Consider the following 16,229-nt stretch of genomic DNA (forward strand, 5'->3'; position numbering starts at 1 on the left):
CCTCGGAGGTCCGGGGCCGCCCCGGGAGAACGGCGCGCAGCCCGCGCCGCAGGGCGCCGGCGCGGGCTCAGACGTTGACGCCGAAGTCCTGCGCGATGCCGCGCAGACCGGAGGCGTAGCCCTGGCCGATGGCGCGGAACTTCCACTCCACGCCGTTGCGGTACAGCTCGCCGAAGACCATCGCGGTCTCGGTGGACGCGTCCTCGGAGAGGTCGTAGCGGGCCAGCTCCGTGTTGTCGGCCTGGTTCACCACACGGATGAACGCGTTGCGCACCTGGCCGAAGTTCTGGCCGCGGGTCTCGGCGTCGTAGATCGACACCGGGAAGACGATCTTCTCGACGTCCACCGGCACACCGGCCAGGTTGACCTTGATCGCCTCGTCGTCGCCCTCGCCCTCGCCGGTCAGGTTGTCACCGGTGTGCTCGACCGAGCCGTCCGGGCTCTTCAGGTTGTTGAAGAACACGAAGTTGCCGTCCGAGGTGACCTTGCCCTGGGCGTTGCACAGCAGGGCGCTGGCGTCCAGGTCGAAGTCCGCGCCGGTGGTGGTCCGGACGTCCCAGCCCAGGCCGACGACCACGGCGGTGAGGCCGGGTGCCTCCTTGGTGAGCGAGACGTTGCCGCCCTTGCTGAGGCTGACTCCCACTAGTCCTCCAAGAATCGGGAGGCACGTCCAGTGGTGCCCCCGGTGGTGCGGTCCGGGGCGGCGGGAGGCCCATCGGCTCCCGCATCCCACCCCGCCAACGGCCCGAGCGTAGTACGGGGTTCCCGTCCGCACCCCTGATCAGGCCGGACACGGCCCCGGGGCACTCGGCCGGCGGGTGCCGCGGGGCGCCCGCGCCCCGGCCGAGGCGCGTGCGGGGCCCGGGCGGGGGTCTCAGAGCGCCGCGAGGACCTTCAGGTACTCCTGCTCGTCCCGGGCGTCCGGGAGGCCGTTGACGACGCTCCAGCGCACCGTGCCCGTGGTGTCGATCACGAAGGTGCCGCGCAGCGGGCAGCCCCGCTCCTCGTCGAGGACGCCGTAGGCCCGGGTGACCTCGCCGTGCGGCCAGAAGTCGGCCAGCAGCGGGAACTCCAGGCCCTCCCGGTCGGCGAAGACCCGCTGGGAGAACTGCGAGTCGCAGGAGAGGCCGAGCACCTGCACGGTGTCGTTCTGCAGGCCCGCCAGCTCCCGCTGGATCGCGCCCAGCTCGCCCGTGCACACACCGGTGAAGGCGAACGGGTAGAAGACCAGGACGACGTTCCGCCGGCCGCGGAAGTCGGAGAGCCGGACGGCCTCGCCGTGCTGGTTGTTGAGCTCGAAGTCCGGAGCCGGGGTGCCGACCTCGATGGCCATGAGCGGGACCTTTCTGACGTGACCGCGCCGCGCGGCGGGCGCAGCGGGCCACATCCTCGCATTCGTTTACGGCCGTTGCGCCGAACGGATGAGGCGGGTCGCCGCGGCCCGCCGCATGTGCTTCAGGGACCACTCAGCGCTTGGCGCCCTTCGCCGTGGACTTGGTCGCGAGCCTGGTGGCCGCCCAGTCCTTGACGATGTTGATCGAGCTGGTCTGGGAGAGGCCCGCGGTCTTGGCCGCGTCGCTGATGTCGGAGGCCTCGATGTGGCCGTCCCGCCCGGTCTTGGGCGTCATCAGCCAGATCAGGCCGCCTTCAGCGAGGTACTCCAGCGCGTCGACGAGGGCGTCGGTGAGGTCCCCGTCGTCGTCGCGGTGCCACAGCAGAACGGCGTCGGCGACGTCGTCGTAGTCCTCGTCGACGAGATCCGTCCCGATGAGCTCCTCGATTCCCTCGCGGAGCTCCTGGTCAGTGTCGTCGTCGTACCCCAGCTCCTGGATGATCTGGCCCTCTTCGAAGCCGAGACGGGTCGCCGGGTTGGACTTGTCCGCGGGGTCCGCGGTCGCGCTCACGGGAATAACCTCCAGTATTCGGCCCGGCATCCATGCCGAGGCTGTGGCCGTAGTCCACACGGGCGCGGCGGTTCGCGCAAGTACCCGACCCCCGATCCCCTCCAAAGGTTGACGTGTCGCAGGGGGACACGCCGCGCGAGGTGGCGGGAATCACACCGATTTGCCCTTTTCTGCATGGTCCAAGGATGCTTCGGGTGGTCCCGGCCCACAGGCCGTACGCACGCCCGAGATGCGAACGGCATTCGGGTCCGCGCGTGCGCGGGCGTAGAGTCTCCTGTTGGCCCTCACCCCGGCCGCCCGCCATCGGGCGGACGGGACACCAGGTCGGACCACCTCTTTTCGTAACACCCGGGGGTGTGCGGAGCGGACGAAGACGCCCGCACCGCACGCCGCCAGACCGGGCCGCCCGCCGGGCGGACCGGTTACCGATCGGTAGAGATGACGGATCTCCGAGCGCGGTAGCACGATGGAGGCGGCGCGACACACCTCAGTTTCGACCGACAGTGAAGGAACAGCGTGGCTTCCGGATCCGATCGCAACCCGATCATCATTGGCGGCCTTCCGAGTCAGGTCCCGGACTTCGATCCCGAGGAGACCGCGGAATGGCTGGAGTCGCTCGATGCGGCCATCGACGAGCGGGGGCGTGAGCGTGCCCGTTACCTGATGCTGCGGCTGATCGAGCGCGCCCGCGAGAAGCGTGTCGCCGTGCCCGAGATGCGCAGCACGGACTACGTCAACACCATCGCGACCAAGGACGAACCGTTCTTCCCCGGCAACGAGGAGATCGAGCGGAAGATCCTCAACGCGACCCGGTGGAACGCGGCCGTCATGGTCTCCCGGGCGCAGCGCCCGGGCATCGGCGTCGGTGGCCACATCGCCACCTTCGCCTCCTCCGCGTCTCTGTACGACGTCGGCTTCAACTACTTCTTCCGCGGCAAGGACGGCGAGGGCGAGTCCGGCGACCAGGTCTTCTTCCAGGGCCACGCCTCCCCCGGCATCTACGCCCGCGCCTTCCTGCTGGACCGGCTCACCGAGCAGCAGCTCGACGCGTTCCGCCAGGAGAAGTCGAAGGCCCCGTACGGCCTCTCCAGCTACCCGCACCCGCGGCTGATGCCGGACTTCTGGGAGTTCCCGACCGTCTCGATGGGCCTCGGCCCGCTCGGCGCGATCTACCAGGCCCGGATGAACCGCTACCTGGAGCACCGCGGGATCAAGGACACCTCCGACTCGCAGGTCTACGCCTTCCTCGGCGACGGCGAGATGGACGAGCCCGAGTCGCTCGGCCAGCTGTCGCTGGCCGCCCGCGAGGGCCTGGACAACCTGACCTTCGTGGTCAACTGCAACCTGCAGCGCCTGGACGGCCCGGTCCGCGGCAACGGCAAGATCATCCAGGAGCTGGAGTCCCAGTTCCGGGGCGCCGGCTGGAACGTGATCAAGCTGGTCTGGGACCGCAGCTGGGACCCGCTGCTCGCGCAGGACCGCGACGGCGTCCTGGTCAACAAGCTGAACACCACGGTGGACGGCCAGTTCCAGACCTACGCCACCGAGACCGGCCAGTACATCCGCGAGCACTTCTTCGGCGGCGACCTGCGCCTGCGCGCCATGGTCGAGAACATGACCGACCAGCAGATCCAGCACCTGGGTCGCGGCGGCCACGACCACAAGAAGATCTACGCGGCGTTCAAGGCGGCCCGCGAGCACAAGGGCCAGCCGACGGTCATCCTCGCCCAGACGGTCAAGGGCTGGACGCTGGGCCCCAACTTCGAGGGCCGCAACGCCACCCACCAGATGAAGAAGCTGACGGTCGAGGACCTGAAGCGCTTCCGCGACCGGCTGCACCTGCCGATCACCGACAAGCAGCTGGAGGAGGGCTACCCGCCCTACTACCACCCGGGTCGCGACTCGGAGGAGATCCAGTACATGCACGACCGCCGGGAGGAGCTGGGCGGCTACGTGCCGACCCGCAAGGTCCGCCCGCGGAAGCTGGAGCTGCCCGGCGACGACGCGTACAAGGCGGTCAAGAAGGGTTCCGGCAACCAGACCATCGCCACCACCATGGCGTTCGTCCGGGTGCTCAAGGACCTCATGCGGGACAAGGGCATCGGCAACCGCTTCGTGCCGATCGCGCCGGACGAGTACCGCACCTTCGGCATGGACTCGCTCTTCCCGTCGGCGAAGATCTACAACCCGCTCGGCCAGACCTACGAGTCGGTCGACCGGGACCTCCTCCTCGCCTACAAGGAGTCGCCGACCGGCCAGATGCTGCACGACGGCATCTCCGAGGCGGGCTGCACCGCCTCGCTGATCGCCGCCGGCTCCTCCTACGCCACCCACGGCGAGCCGCTGATCCCGGTGTACGTCTTCTACTCGATGTTCGGGTTCCAGCGCACCGGCGACCAGTTCTGGCAGATGGCCGACCAGCTGGCCCGCGGCTTCGTGATCGGCGCCACCGCCGGCCGCACCACGCTGACCGGTGAGGGCCTGCAGCACGCCGACGGCCACTCGCACCTGCTGGCCTCGACCAACCCGGGTGTCGTCGCGTACGACCCGGCGTACGGCTTCGAGATCGCGCACATCGTCCAGGACGGTCTGCGGCGGATGTACGGCTCCAGCGCCGAGCACCCGCACGGCGAGGACGTGTTCTACTACATGACCGTCTACAACGAGCCGATCAAGATGCCGGCCGAGCCCGAGAACGTGGACGTCGAGGGCATCCTCAAGGGTCTGCACAAGTACGCGCCGGGCACCGCCGGCCAGATCCCGGCCCAGATCCTCGCCTCCGGCGTGGCCGTGCCGTGGGCCCTGGAGGCCCAGCGCATCCTCGCCGAGGAGTGGAACGTCAAGGCCGACGTCTGGTCCGCGACCTCCTGGAACGAGCTGCGCCGCGACGCGGTGGAGGCCGAGGAGTTCAACCTGCTGCACCCCGAGGAGCAGCAGCGCGTGCCGTACGTCACCCAGAAGCTCCAGGGCGCCGAGGGCCCGGTCGTCGCGGTGTCCGACTGGATGCGCGCGGTGCCGGACCAGATCGCCCGCTGGGTGCCGGGTCAGTACCAGTCGCTGGGCGCCGACGGCTTCGGCTTCGCCGACACCCGTGGCGCGGCCCGTCGCTTCTTCCACATCGACGCGCAGTCGGTCGTCCTGGGGGTGCTCACCGAGCTCGCCAAGCAGGGCAAGATCGACCGCTCGGCGCTGAAGGAAGCGATCGACCGCTACCAGCTGCTGGACGTGGCCGCGGCCGACCCGGGTGCCGCCGGCGGCGAGGCCTGATCAGCCCGTAGGCACTGAGGGGCCGGACTCCCGTCGGGGGTCCGGCCCTTCGGCGTTCGCCGCGGCGCGGCCCTCCGTTCGGTCCCCGGAACAGCACGACGGCCCCGGACTCCGACGAGTCCGGGGCCGTGGCGCGGCGGGGCCGGTCAGATGTGCACGGCCGGGCCCGCGTCGGTGGCGCCGCGGCGGGTGAGCAGGCCGAGCACGGCGGCGCCGAAGGCCACCACGGCGGCCACCGCGAAGGCCAGCGACATGCCGCTCACGAAGGACTCGTGGACGGCGCTGGCCATCGCGTCCACCGCCTGCTGCGGGGTGCCGGCCGGGGCCGGCGGGGCGATGCCCAGCTGGGCGGCCTGCTTGAGGCCCTCGCCCGCCTCGCCCTCCACCGGCGGCAGACCGGCCTTGGCCCAGTTGCCCGGCAGGACGTCGCCGACCTTGGCGGCCATCAGTGCGCCCAGCACCGCGGTGCCGAGGCTGCCGCCGACCTGCATCGCGGCCTGCTGGAGGCCGCCGGCCACGCCGGACAGCTCCAGCGGGGCGTTGCCGACGATCACCTCGGTGGCGCCGACCATGACCGGGCTGATGCCCAGGCCCATCAGGACGAACCAGAGCGACATCACGCCGTTGCCGGAGCCGGTGTCCAGGGTGGACATGCCGAACATCGCGGTGGTGGTGATCAGCATGCCGGCCACGATCGGGATGCGCGGGCCCAGCTTGCCGATCGCCAGGCCGGCCAGCGGCGAGCCGATGATCATCATGCCGGTCATCGGCAGCAGGTGGACGCCGGCCTCGACCGGCTTCATCCCGTGCACGTTCTGGAGGTAGAAGGTCACGAAGAAGATCGCGCCGAAGAACGCGAAGGCCATCAGCACCATCAGCAGGACGCCCGCCGACAGCGGCACCGAGCGGAACAGGCCGAGCGGGATCAGCGGCTCGCGGGCCTTGCCCTGCCAGAGCGCGAACAGCACCATCAGGACCACCGCGCCGATCAGGAACAGCAGCGTCCGCCCGTCGCCCCAGCCCCACTCGGGGGCCTTGATGATGCCGAAGACCAGCGCGAACATGCCCACCGAGAGCAGCGCGATGCCGGGCAGGTCGAAGGACTTGGCGGCGTTCTCGGCCCGGACGTCCTTGAGGATCCACACGCCCAGCGCCAGCGCGACCAGGCCGACCGGGATGTTGATGAAGAACACCGACTCCCAGTTGACGTGCTCGACCAGCAGGCCGCCGACGATCGGTCCGGCCGCTGTGGAGGCGCCGATCACGCCGCCCCAGATGCCGATCGCCATGTTGAGCTTCTCGGCCGGGAAGGCCCCGCGCAGCAGGCCCAGCGCGGCCGGCTGGAGCAGCGCGCCGAACAGGCCCTGGAGCACCCGGAAGGCGATCACGGTCTGGATGTTGCCGGCGAAGCCGATCGCGGCCGAGGTGACGGCGAAGCCCGCCGCGCCGACCAGGAAGGTGGTCTTGTGGCCGAAGCGGTCACCGATCTTGCCGGCGGTGATCAGGAAGACCGCCAGGGCCAGCAGGTAGCCGCTGGTGACCCACTGGATCTCGGAGGGCGCCGCGTGCAGCTTCTCCTGGATCACCGGGTTGGCGATGGCGACGATGGTGCCGTCCAGCGCGACCATCATGACGCCGACCGCGACGGTCAGCAGGGTCAGCCAGGGGTGTCCCTTGAGACCGCCCCCCGACGGTGGGTTCGGCGGCGCGTCCGCCTCGGAGTTCTTCACGACGGACTGACTCATCTGGGCCCTCCGGGGGCGTGGCTCGGTGCGGGACATGGGCGTGGCGCCCCGGCCCACCCGTCCCCACAGGTGCCCCGGCCCGACGGGCGCCACCCCGGCAGATTATGTCAGCCTCTGACATTCGGCAAACAGTGACTTCTGGCCATCACTGCCATTTGTCAGAGCGCTAAAGTTGTGGTCCCACCCGCCACACCCAGCGCTCCGGAAGGCCCCCGCCATGGCCGCTCACACCCCCCGCACCACCGGCACCCCGGCGGGCCCCGAACGCGCGCCGGGCCTGCGCGAGCGCAAGAAGCAGCAGACCCGCTACGCCCTGATCCAGGCCGCCCACCTGCTCTTCCTCAGGCAGGGCTTCGCCCACACGACCGTCGACGAGATCGCCTCCGCCGTCGACGTCTCCCAGCGCACCTTCTTCCGCTACTTCGCCAACAAGGACGAGGTCGCGCTCGCCGTGATGGCCGTGGCCGAGGACTACTTCATCGAGTGCCTGCGCCACCGCCCGGCCGAGGAGGCCCCGCTCCAGGCCCTGCGCGCCGCGATCGTCAAGGCCTGGCGCGACCTCGGCAACGAGGAGTCCGCCGGCCCCGGTTCGATCCACAGCGCCCTGGAGCTCATGCGGATGATCGAGGAGACGCCCCCGCTGCTCGCCGCCCAACTGCGCCGGGTCACCGAACAGGAGCGTCTGGTGGTCCAGGTGCTCGCCGAACGCGAGGGCCTGGACCCGGCCGAGGACCTGCGCCCCGCCGTGCTCGCCGCCGTCTTCGGCAGCCTGCTGCGCTCGGCCCACCTGTCCTGGAGCGCCGAGCACGCACCGGCCGGCCCCGAGGGCATGGTCGCGGTGATCGAGCGCTACTTCGACCAGCTCGGCCCGGCCCTGGCCGGCCACTGGCGCAGCCCCGCGTAGCACCCGGCGCCGCACCCGGGTCATACCGGGGTATCACCCGGTACCCCGGTAGCCCCGCGGAAGTTCGCGCTCCAGTGCGACGACCCGCACGGCCCGCCCTCCTAGGCTGACCCACGATGAAAACGCCCACCGAAGCCGACGCCCGCGCGTTCGCACTGCGCCAACTGCGCGCCCTGCGGCACCACCTGACCACCCCGAGCGAGGACGAGACCCCGCTGCTCGGCGACTCCCGGCGGCGCTGGGTGCGCCGACTGCCGTACATCGTCGTGATCGCTCTGCAGGGCTCGCTGATCCCCACCGGGATCGCCAACCTGGTCGGTTTCTACGACCTGGTGCTGCCGGTGGCCGCCGCGCTCACCATCGCCCAGACCACGCCGCTGTTCCTCGCCGTCACCCGGCCGCTGACCGCCTGGTGGATCAGCGCCGCCGCCATGGTCGCCACCGCCAGTATCACCGCCCGCCACCACCAGCTGATGGGCAGTTGGCCGTGGACGGCCCCGATGATCATCGCCTACGTCTTCCTGCTGCTCGCCCTCGCGCTGCGGGAGAGCCGGGCCACCGTGGTCTCGGTCTGGGTGGCCACCGTGCTGCTCACCGCGCTCACCACCACCCTCGGCCTGCCCCGCTCCGGCGACGGCACCACCGTGCTGCTGATCGCACTCAGCGGCGCCGCGCTGCTGCTCGGCTGGGCCGTCCGGGACCGCGCCGTGGCCCGCCGGCTGCTCACCGAGCAGGAGCACATCAGCGAGGCCGAACGCGAACGCCGCACCCTGCTGGAGGAACGCGCCCGGATCGCACGGGAGTTGCACGACGTGGTGGCGCACCACATGTCGGTCATCGCGGTGCAGGCGGCCAGCGCGCCGTACCGGATCACCGGAGTGCCGGACGAGGCCGCCGAGGAGTTCACCGCGATAGCCGGCACCGCCCGCGAGTCGCTGGCCGAGATGCGCCGACTGCTCGGCGTGCTGCGCAGCGAGGAGTCCGGCGGGGAGAAGGCACCGCAGCCCGGGGTCAGCCAACTCGCCCAGCTGGTCGAGACGGTGGGCCGGGCCGGGGTTCCGGCCCAGCTGACGGTGGAGCCGGACCTGGTGGACCTGGTGCCGCAGGCCGTCGGTCTGTCCACGTACCGGATCGTGCAGGAGGCGCTGGCCAACGTGGTGCGGCACGCCCCCGGCGCGCGGACCTGGGTGTCGCTGACCGCGGACGGCCCGGCGCTGCTGGTGACGGTGGTCAACGCGCCCCCGCCGGAGCGCACCGAGTCGCTGGAGGCCTCGGTCGAGGGCACCGGGCAGGGGCTGGTCGGAATGCGTGAACGCGTCCGGCTGGTCGATGGCAGGCTGGACACCGGCCCGCTGCCGGACGGCGGCTTCAAGGTGGCCGCCGTCCTGCCCCTCGACCGTCCAGACACCCCCCGGGAGACCACCGCATGACCATCCGCGTGATCATCGTCGACGACCAGGCCATGGTGCGCGCGGGCTTCGCGGCCCTGCTCAACGCCCAGAGCGACATCGACGTGGTGGGGGACGCGGCGGACGGCGCCCAGGCCCTGGAGGTCAACGGCCGCACCCACCCGGACCTGGTGCTGATGGACGTCCGGATGCCCGTCATGGACGGCCTGGAGGCGGCCCGGCGGCTGCTCGACCCGGCCGTGCCGGGCGCCCACCGGCCCAAGGTGCTGATGCTGACCACCTTCGACGTGGACGACTACGTGTACGAGGCGCTGCGCGCCGGGGCCAGCGGCTTCCTGCTCAAGGACGCCCCGCCGGCCGACCTGATCGCCGCGGTCCGGGTGGTCGCGGCCGGCGAGGCGCTCCTCGCCCCCTCGGTGACCCGCCGGCTGATCGAGGACTTCGCCCGCACCCGCCCGGCCAAGCGCCACGACCCCAAGGTGCGGCTCAACGGCCTGACCCCGCGCGAGACCGAAGTGCTGGAGCTGATCGCCCGCGGCCTGTCCAACCAGGAGATAGCCGCCAAGCTGGTGCTCGCCGAGCAGACCGTCAAGACGCACATCGGGCGCATCCTCGCCAAGCTCGGCCTGCGCGACCGCGCCCAGGCGGTCGTCCTGGCCTACGAGTCCGGCCTGGTGACCCCAGGTCAGTAGGAGCAGCCGTTCGCCCGCTCGCCTCCGGGTGCTCTCGACCCGGCGCCGACAGTCGGCGCTCCCTCGCTCCTCCGTCGCTCCCTCGCTTCTCCCTTTCGACACCGGCGCGCCCTTCGGCTCGGGGCGGCTGGCCCCTCTGATACCCGGGTAGCACCCGGGAGTTGGCCCCGCGGTGTGACGTCCGCGGGGCCGTCGCGTTCCTACCTTCCTCCCCATCGGACGCCGAACGGATTCGGCGGCCGAACGGACGAGGGAGGGCAAGGACATGCGCAGGTTTCGGGCCGGACGGGCGATCGCCGCCACCGCGGTGGCGCTGGCGGTCGTACTCGGCGCGGGCGGCTGGGCCGCCGACACCCAGACCGCGGTCACCGGCCCGCCGCCCGGCAGCGCCGCCTGGACGGCCGACCCCTCGCTCGGCCGGCGGCTGCCCGACCCGGCCACCACCACCCCGGCCGGCGTCGCCGCGTTCTTCGCCGAACTGACCCCGGCCGCGCAGGACGCCCTGGCCGTCCGGCACCCGCTGGTGGTCGGCAACCTGGACGGCGCCCCGGTCGCCCTCCGCTACCGGGCCAACGCCCTGGCCCTGACCGCCGAGCGCACCCGCGAACTCGCCCGGGCCACCGACCCCGCCCTCACCCCGCAGGACCACGAGGCCGCCCGCACCCGCGCCGAGCGCTACCGCGCCCTGCTGGACGGCGGCCGGCGGATCCTCGCCTTCGACCCGCGCGGCCGCGGCCAGGTCGCCGAGGTGTACGGCGACCTCGCCACCGCCCGCCGCACCGCCGTGATCGTCCCCGGCTCGGACATCGACCTGCTCCGCTTCGACCGCGCGTCCGGCCCGTACGGCACCCCCGCCGGCATGGCCCGCGCGCTCCTGGACGCCACCGACGGGCGGACCGCCGTGATCGCCTGGGCCGGCTACACCACTCCGCTCGGCCTCGGCCCGGACGCCGCCACCGAGGACCTGGCCCGGGCCGGCGCCCCCCGCCTCACCCGGCTGCTCGACGGACTCGCCGTCACCACCCGCCCGCAGGCCCCGCCCACCGTGTTCTGCCACAGCTACGGCTCGGTCGTCTGCGGCCTGGCCCGCCCCACCCCCGCGCAGGCCTCCGGCGTGGTGGTGCTCGGCTCGCCCGGCATGGGCATCGGCTCGGCCGCCGACCTCGACCCGGGCGTCCCGCTCTGGGCCACCGCCCGCAACGACTCCGACTGGATCGGCGACGTGCCCAACGTCCGGCTGTTCGGCCTCGGCCACGGCGCCGACCCGACCGCCCCCGGCTTCGGCGCCCGCCCGCTGCCCGCCACCGGATCCCACGGCCACGACGGCTACTTCGCCCCCGGTACCGCCTCCCTCGCCGCCTACGCCGCCGTCGCGCTCGGCCGCGCCTGACCGCCCGCACCGGAAGGAGCACCACCATGGCCAGCACCCTCGCCCCCCGGCCCCGCACCGCGGAGCCCCGCACCCCCCGGCCGCTCACCGCGCTGCGCCGCGCCGCCGCACGGGTCGACGCGAAGACCCCGGCCCACCGCGACCGCGCCCTGGACGGGCTGCGCGCCCTCGCCCTGCTCGCCGTACCGGTCGGCCACTGGATGCTCGGCGGCCTCACCCGCTCCCCCGACGGCGCCCTGCACAACACCAGCCCGCTCTCCACCCTCGGCTTCTTCGCCCCGCTCAGCTGGGTGCTCCAGATGCTCGGGGTGTTCTTCCTGGTCGGCGGCCACTCCTCGGTCCGCTCGCTGGAGCGGGCCCGGGCCAGGGGCGTGACGTACGGCGGCTGGCTGCGGGCCCGTACCGTCCGGCTGCTGCGCCCGGTGCTCGGGGTGACGGCCGTCTGGGCGGCGCTGATCCCGCTGCTGCCCGCGCTCGGCGTCCCCGCGGACACCCTGCGCACCGGTGCCACCCTGGTGGTGCAGCCGCTCTGGTACATCGGGGTCTACCTGGGGCTGACCGCGCTCACCCCGCTCTGCGTGGCCGCCGGGCGCCGGCTGGGCGGCTGGTCGGCGGGCCTGCTGGTGGTGTCGGTCGCCGCCGTCGACCTGCTGCGCTACGGGCCGTGGGCCGGGGCGGTGCCGTCCTGGGTCGCGCTGCTGAACATCCTGCCGGGCTGGCTGTTCGGCTACCAGCTGGGCGTGCTCTGGGCGCAGGGCCGGCTCGGCCGCCCGGCGGCCCGGTTGCTGCTGCTCGGCGGCGGGGCGCTGTTCGCCGCGCTGCTGCTGGTCTTCCACTACCCGGCCAGCATGGTCGGCGTGCCCGGGGCCGAGCGCACCAACTCGCACCCGCCGTCCCTGCTGGTGCTCGCCCTGGCGTCGTTCCAGTGCGGAGCCGCGGTGCTGCTGCGGGAGCGGCTGGGCCGGCTGCTGACCCGCCGTCCGCTGCTCTGGCTGCCGGTCGTGGTGGTCAACCTGTCGGCGATGACGATCTTCTGCTGGCACCAGAGCGCGATGCTCGCGGTCGCCGTGCCGGGCGCGGCCGGGCTGGGCGCCGTCCCGGGGCTGACCACCGCGCCGGACTCGCTCGGCTGGGTGGCCGCCAGGCTGGCGCTGCTGCCGCTGTTCGCCGCCGTGCTGGTGGCGCTCGGCTGGTTCACCCGCCGGTTCGACGGCCCGTGGACGGCCTTCTCGCGGGGCGGCAAGGCGGTGGCCGGCGCCGCGGCGGCGCTCTTCGCGGCGTACGCGCTGGGCGTGGTGTGACGGCCCACCGGGTGCGGGCCGCTCCGGGCAGCGGAGCACGGCGTGCCGCAGGGGCGCGGGCCGATCGGTCCGCGCCCCTGCGGCGCGCTGTCGGTGTCCTGCCCTACCCTGCCGCCATGGTGACGTTCGACGAGTTCCGCACGATGGCGCTGGCCCTGCCGGAAGCCGCCCAGGAGCCGACCTGGGACATCGAGACGCTGCGGGTCCGCGGCCGGATCTTCGCGATGGGCGCGCCCGACGGGGACCGGGTCACCGTCAAGGCCTCCCCCGAGGACCAGGCCGAACTGCTCGCCGCCGAACCCGAGGTGTTCTCCTCCGCCCCGTACGTCGGACGGCACGGCTGGGTGAGCGTCCGGCTGGACCTGGTGGACCGGGACGAGCTGCACGACCTCGTCACCGAGGCCTGGCGGCGGACGGCGCCGAAGCGCCTGGTACGCGAGTTCGACGCCTGAGCGCGCCCCTGTCGAACGGCCGCACGGGCCACCGTCCGAACCACTGGGAGACGTCGCGCGGACACCCCGGGTTCATGTGATCCATCCCACAGTTTAGGCGTTCCCGTCCTCCCTCCGGGCCCCCTAGGCTTGCGCAGGGAAGTCAGCAGAGCCATCGCACCCTCCGGGCACCGCCCGCGAAACGGTGACGGGCCCCAAGGGAGTTGGTGCGGTGCGCAACCGTCGGCGCTGGAAGCGGGTACTGATCGGGGCGTTCGCCGGCTGCGCGGTGCTCGCCGACGCCGGAGGCGCCGCCGCCGCGGCCGCGGTCTCCTCCGAACAGCTGGCGATCTCCACCCCTCCGGCCGGCAGCGCCGCCTGGGTCCAGGACCACTCCTTCGGCCACTCCCTGCCCGACCCGGCCACCACCGTCCCGGCCGCCGCCGCGGCGTTCTTCGCCTCGCTCGCGCCCACCGAACTGGACCGGCTGATCCAGCAGTACCCGCTGGTCGTCGGCAACTACGACGGCGCCCCGCTGGACCTGCGCTACCGCGCCAACAGGATCGCCCTGGCCGCCGAGCGCGACCGGGCCCTGGCCCGCGCCGCCGACCGCGAACTGGACTCCGACACCCGCGCGCTGGCCGTCTCCCGCGCCAACGACGTCGAGCACCTGCTCGCCCCCGGCCGGCAGGTCCTGGCCTTCGACCCGCGCGGCCGCGGCCTGGTCAGCGAGGTGTGGGGCGACCTCGCCGACGCCGAGCGGATCTCCGTGCTCGTCCCCGGCTCGGACGCCGACCTCGGCCACCACGACCAGGCCGCCGAGCCGCTGCGCTCCCCGGCCGGCATGGCCCGCTCCCTCTACGCCGAGGAACGGCGCCAGGCGCCGAACACCCGGACCGCCGTGATCTCCTGGACCGGCTACGTCACCCCGTCCGGCCTCGGCCCGGACGCCGCCACCTCCCGGCTCGCCGACGTCGCCGCCCCCCGGCTGGAGCGGCTGCTCTCCGGACTGAAGGAGACCACCCGGCCGGACGCGCCGCCGTCGCTGCTCTGCCACTCGTACGGCTCGGTGGTCTGCGGCACCGCCGCCCCGGAGATCCCGCGCGCGGCGGCCTCGCCGTCCGACACCTCCGGCATCACCGACCTGGTGGTCTTCGGCAGCCCCGGCATGGGCGTGCAGAGCACCACCGAACTGGGCGCCGGCGTGCACGTCTGGGCCACCCGCAACCCCAGCGACTGGATCGGCAACGTGCCGTTCCTGGAGGTCGGCGGACTCGGCCACGGCGCCGACCCGACGGCGAGCGGCTTCGGCTCCGAGCAGATCTCCTCGGCCCGCGCGGCCGGCCACAACGGCTACTTCACCGAGGGCACCGACAGCCTGCGCAACTTCGCGGCGATCTCCCTCGGCCGCTACCAGGACGTGGTCCGGGCCAACCCCGGCTCCTGAGGCCCGCCCCCCCGGGGCTCAGGACGGCTGGTCCTGGTACAGCCGCAGGGCCTCCGCCGCCGCCCTGGCCAGCTCGCGCCGGGCGGCCGGCGGGACCAGCACCTCGACGTCCGCGCCGAAGGCCAGCAGCGACCGGACGGCCGCCGGGGCCGGGAAGGCCATCGCCACCTCGGCCCACTCCTCGGGCGGCCCGGCACCCGCCTCCGGCGGCGGTGCGGTGACCCGGCCGCCGTGGATGCGCAGGAACATGTCCAGCCGTCCGCGCCGGACCCGCACCCGCACCGGCAGGTCCTTCGGCAGCCGCTCCACCTGCTCGCGCAGCACCGCCCAGGCGTCGCCGAGCCCGACCCCGGCCCGGCGCCGCACCGTCTCCTCGGTGGTGTCGGCGGCCAGCACCCGGTCGACCCGGAACAGCCGCGGCTCGCCGTGCAGATCGGCCACCAGGTACCAGACCGCCGCCTTGCTCACCAGGCCGTACGGGTCGACGGTGTACTCCACCGGCGCGGGCGTGCCGCCGTGCCGGTAGCGCAGCCGCAGCCGCCGGTCGGCGAAGACGGCGTACTGCAGCTCGCCCAGGTCCGGCCCGGCGGCGGGGCCGACCGCGCCGGGGGTCTGCATCCAGCGGGCCGGGTCGACCAGGATCCGCTCGCTGATCCGCTCGGCGGCCGGCCGGTGCGGGGCCGGCAGCGCCGCCATCACCTTGCGCAGCGCCGAACCGAGCGCCCCGTCCAGCCCGAGGTCGCTGTGCGCGCCCTGGGCGGAGAGCACGAACAGCGCCCTGGCCTCGTCCGCGGTCAGGCCCGTGACGTCGGTGCGGTAGCCGGGCAGCAAACCGATGCCGCCGTGCCGCCCGCGCTCGGTGAACACCGGCACCCCGGCGGCGGAGAGCGACTCGACGTCGCGGTAGATGGTGCGGACGGACACCTCCAGCCGCTCGGCGAGTTCGGTGGCGGACACCCGGCCGCGGGTCTGGAGCAGCAGCAGGATCGAGAGCAGGCGGTCGGCCTTCATGCCCCAAGAATCCCAGTAATCCTGACGGCAGTTGTCAGGTTTTACTGGGAAATTGCGTTCCGAGCCCGAAAGACCACCCGACACCAGGGAGTTGAGCGCCGATGACCGCCGTCCAGGATGCCCGCCCGCAGTACCTGACCGCCCTCGACCAGCTGGAGAAGCTGTTCGCCACGATCACCCCGGCCGACCTCGACCGGCCCACCCCCTGTACCGAGTTCACCCTGCGTCAGCTGCTGAACCACGTGGTCGGCGGCATCCACCGGTTCGCGTACATGGGCGAGGGCGGCCGCGCCGAGGACGTCGTGGCCGCCGTCGAGGACCCCTCGGACGAGGGCTGGCCGGCCGCGCTGGGCCGGGCCCGCGCCCGGGTCACCGCCGCCTGGGCGGACGACACCAAGCTCGGCCGCCCGACCGTCGCCCCCTGGGGCGAGGTGCCCGGCGCGGCGGCGGTGGCCGGCTACCTGATGGAGCTGGTGACCCACTCCGGGGACATCGCCGCGAGCCTCGGCAACGGCTTCGCCCTGGACGACGACCTGGCGCGGACCGCGCTGGCCGTCGCCGAGTTCGTGCTGCCGGCCGAACAGCGGGTGCCGGGCGTCCCGTTCGCCGCCGTCCGGCCGGTCGCCGAGGACGCCGACGTACACACCCGGCTGGCCGCCTGGATGGGCCGGACGGTCTGAACCCGGCACCGGCCCGGCGGCCCGGGGGGAGCCCGCGCCGGCTCCCCC

At 73.2% G+C, this 16,229-nt stretch carries 14 protein-coding genes; 9 read left to right on the forward strand and 5 right to left on the reverse strand.

Features of this window, described 5'->3' with window-relative positions; genetic code table 11:
- Nucleotides 1-67: 67 nt before the first annotated feature.
- The 3 genes from ACFWJ4_RS37650 to ACFWJ4_RS37660 form a co-directional block, all read right to left on the reverse strand.
- The gene (locus ACFWJ4_RS37650; protein ID WP_359915653.1) at nt 68-643 is read right to left on the reverse strand and encodes a TerD family protein; all 576 of its coding nucleotides are present in this window, start codon (nt 641-643) and stop codon (nt 68-70) included.
- 231 nt (nt 644-874) lie between these two features.
- The gene (locus tag ACFWJ4_RS37655) at nt 875-1,333 is read right to left on the reverse strand and encodes a peroxiredoxin (RefSeq protein WP_359915651.1); all 459 of its coding nucleotides are present in this window, start codon (nt 1,331-1,333) and stop codon (nt 875-877) included.
- A 133-nt stretch (nt 1,334-1,466) separates the two neighbouring features.
- Complete coding sequence (locus ACFWJ4_RS37660) at nt 1,467-1,904, reverse strand: DUF3052 domain-containing protein (protein WP_359913037.1); 438 nt, start codon at nt 1,902-1,904, stop codon at nt 1,467-1,469.
- Nucleotides 1,905-2,420: 516 nt separating this feature from the next.
- Between ACFWJ4_RS37660 and aceE the strand changes: the two genes are divergently transcribed.
- Entirely contained in the window at nt 2,421-5,171 is a 2,751-nt protein-coding gene (gene aceE / locus ACFWJ4_RS37665; RefSeq protein WP_380552872.1) for a pyruvate dehydrogenase (acetyl-transferring), homodimeric type, read from the forward strand.
- Between the two features lie 146 nt (nt 5,172-5,317).
- Here the strand turns inward: aceE and ACFWJ4_RS37670 are convergent, their stop codons facing one another.
- Nucleotides 5,318-6,916, reverse strand: coding sequence for an MFS transporter (locus tag ACFWJ4_RS37670; protein WP_380552875.1), 1,599 nt, complete (start codon nt 6,914-6,916; stop codon nt 5,318-5,320).
- A 217-nt stretch (nt 6,917-7,133) separates the two neighbouring features.
- On the opposite strand from ACFWJ4_RS37670, the gene ACFWJ4_RS37675 reads away from it, so the two are divergent.
- The 7 genes from ACFWJ4_RS37675 to ACFWJ4_RS37705 all read left to right on the forward strand — a co-directional run bounded on the left by ACFWJ4_RS37675 (nt 7,134) and on the right by ACFWJ4_RS37705 (nt 14,490).
- Nucleotides 7,134-7,820, forward strand: coding sequence for a TetR/AcrR family transcriptional regulator (locus ACFWJ4_RS37675; RefSeq protein WP_380552878.1), 687 nt, complete (start codon nt 7,134-7,136; stop codon nt 7,818-7,820).
- Between the two features lie 116 nt (nt 7,821-7,936).
- Complete coding sequence (locus ACFWJ4_RS37680; protein ID WP_380552880.1) at nt 7,937-9,250, forward strand: sensor histidine kinase; 1,314 nt, start codon at nt 7,937-7,939, stop codon at nt 9,248-9,250.
- Nucleotides 9,247-9,921: a response regulator transcription factor gene (locus ACFWJ4_RS37685; RefSeq protein WP_359913052.1), complete on the forward strand. Its 675-nt coding sequence runs from the start codon at nt 9,247-9,249 to the stop codon at nt 9,919-9,921. The genes ACFWJ4_RS37680 and ACFWJ4_RS37685 overlap by 4 nt, the downstream gene beginning before the upstream one ends.
- Before the next feature lie 265 nt (nt 9,922-10,186).
- On the forward strand, nt 10,187-11,311 hold the full coding sequence (locus ACFWJ4_RS37690; protein ID WP_380552883.1) for an alpha/beta hydrolase: 1,125 nt from the start codon (nt 10,187-10,189) through the stop codon (nt 11,309-11,311).
- A 26-nt stretch (nt 11,312-11,337) separates the two neighbouring features.
- Nucleotides 11,338-12,612, forward strand: coding sequence for an acyltransferase (locus tag ACFWJ4_RS37695; RefSeq protein WP_380552886.1), 1,275 nt, complete (start codon nt 11,338-11,340; stop codon nt 12,610-12,612).
- 116 nt (nt 12,613-12,728) lie between these two features.
- Entirely contained in the window at nt 12,729-13,064 is a 336-nt protein-coding gene (locus ACFWJ4_RS37700; protein WP_380358825.1) for an MmcQ/YjbR family DNA-binding protein, read from the forward strand.
- A 211-nt stretch (nt 13,065-13,275) separates the two neighbouring features.
- Entirely contained in the window at nt 13,276-14,490 is a 1,215-nt protein-coding gene (locus ACFWJ4_RS37705) for an alpha/beta hydrolase (protein WP_380552889.1), read from the forward strand.
- 18 nt (nt 14,491-14,508) lie between these two features.
- Here ACFWJ4_RS37705 and ACFWJ4_RS37710 read toward each other — a convergent pair whose 3' ends face one another.
- On the reverse strand, nt 14,509-15,501 hold the full coding sequence (locus tag ACFWJ4_RS37710; RefSeq protein WP_359913066.1) for a WYL domain-containing protein: 993 nt from the start codon (nt 15,499-15,501) through the stop codon (nt 14,509-14,511).
- 101 nt (nt 15,502-15,602) lie between these two features.
- Here ACFWJ4_RS37710 and ACFWJ4_RS37715 point away from each other — a divergent pair, with 101 nt between their 5' ends.
- Nucleotides 15,603-16,181: a TIGR03086 family metal-binding protein gene (locus ACFWJ4_RS37715; protein ID WP_380552892.1), complete on the forward strand. Its 579-nt coding sequence runs from the start codon at nt 15,603-15,605 to the stop codon at nt 16,179-16,181.
- Nucleotides 16,182-16,229: the final 48 nt, after the last annotated feature.

Source organism: Kitasatospora sp. NPDC127067 (assembly GCF_042724755.1).
GTDB lineage: Bacteria > Actinomycetota > Actinomycetes > Streptomycetales > Streptomycetaceae > Kitasatospora > Kitasatospora lactacystinica.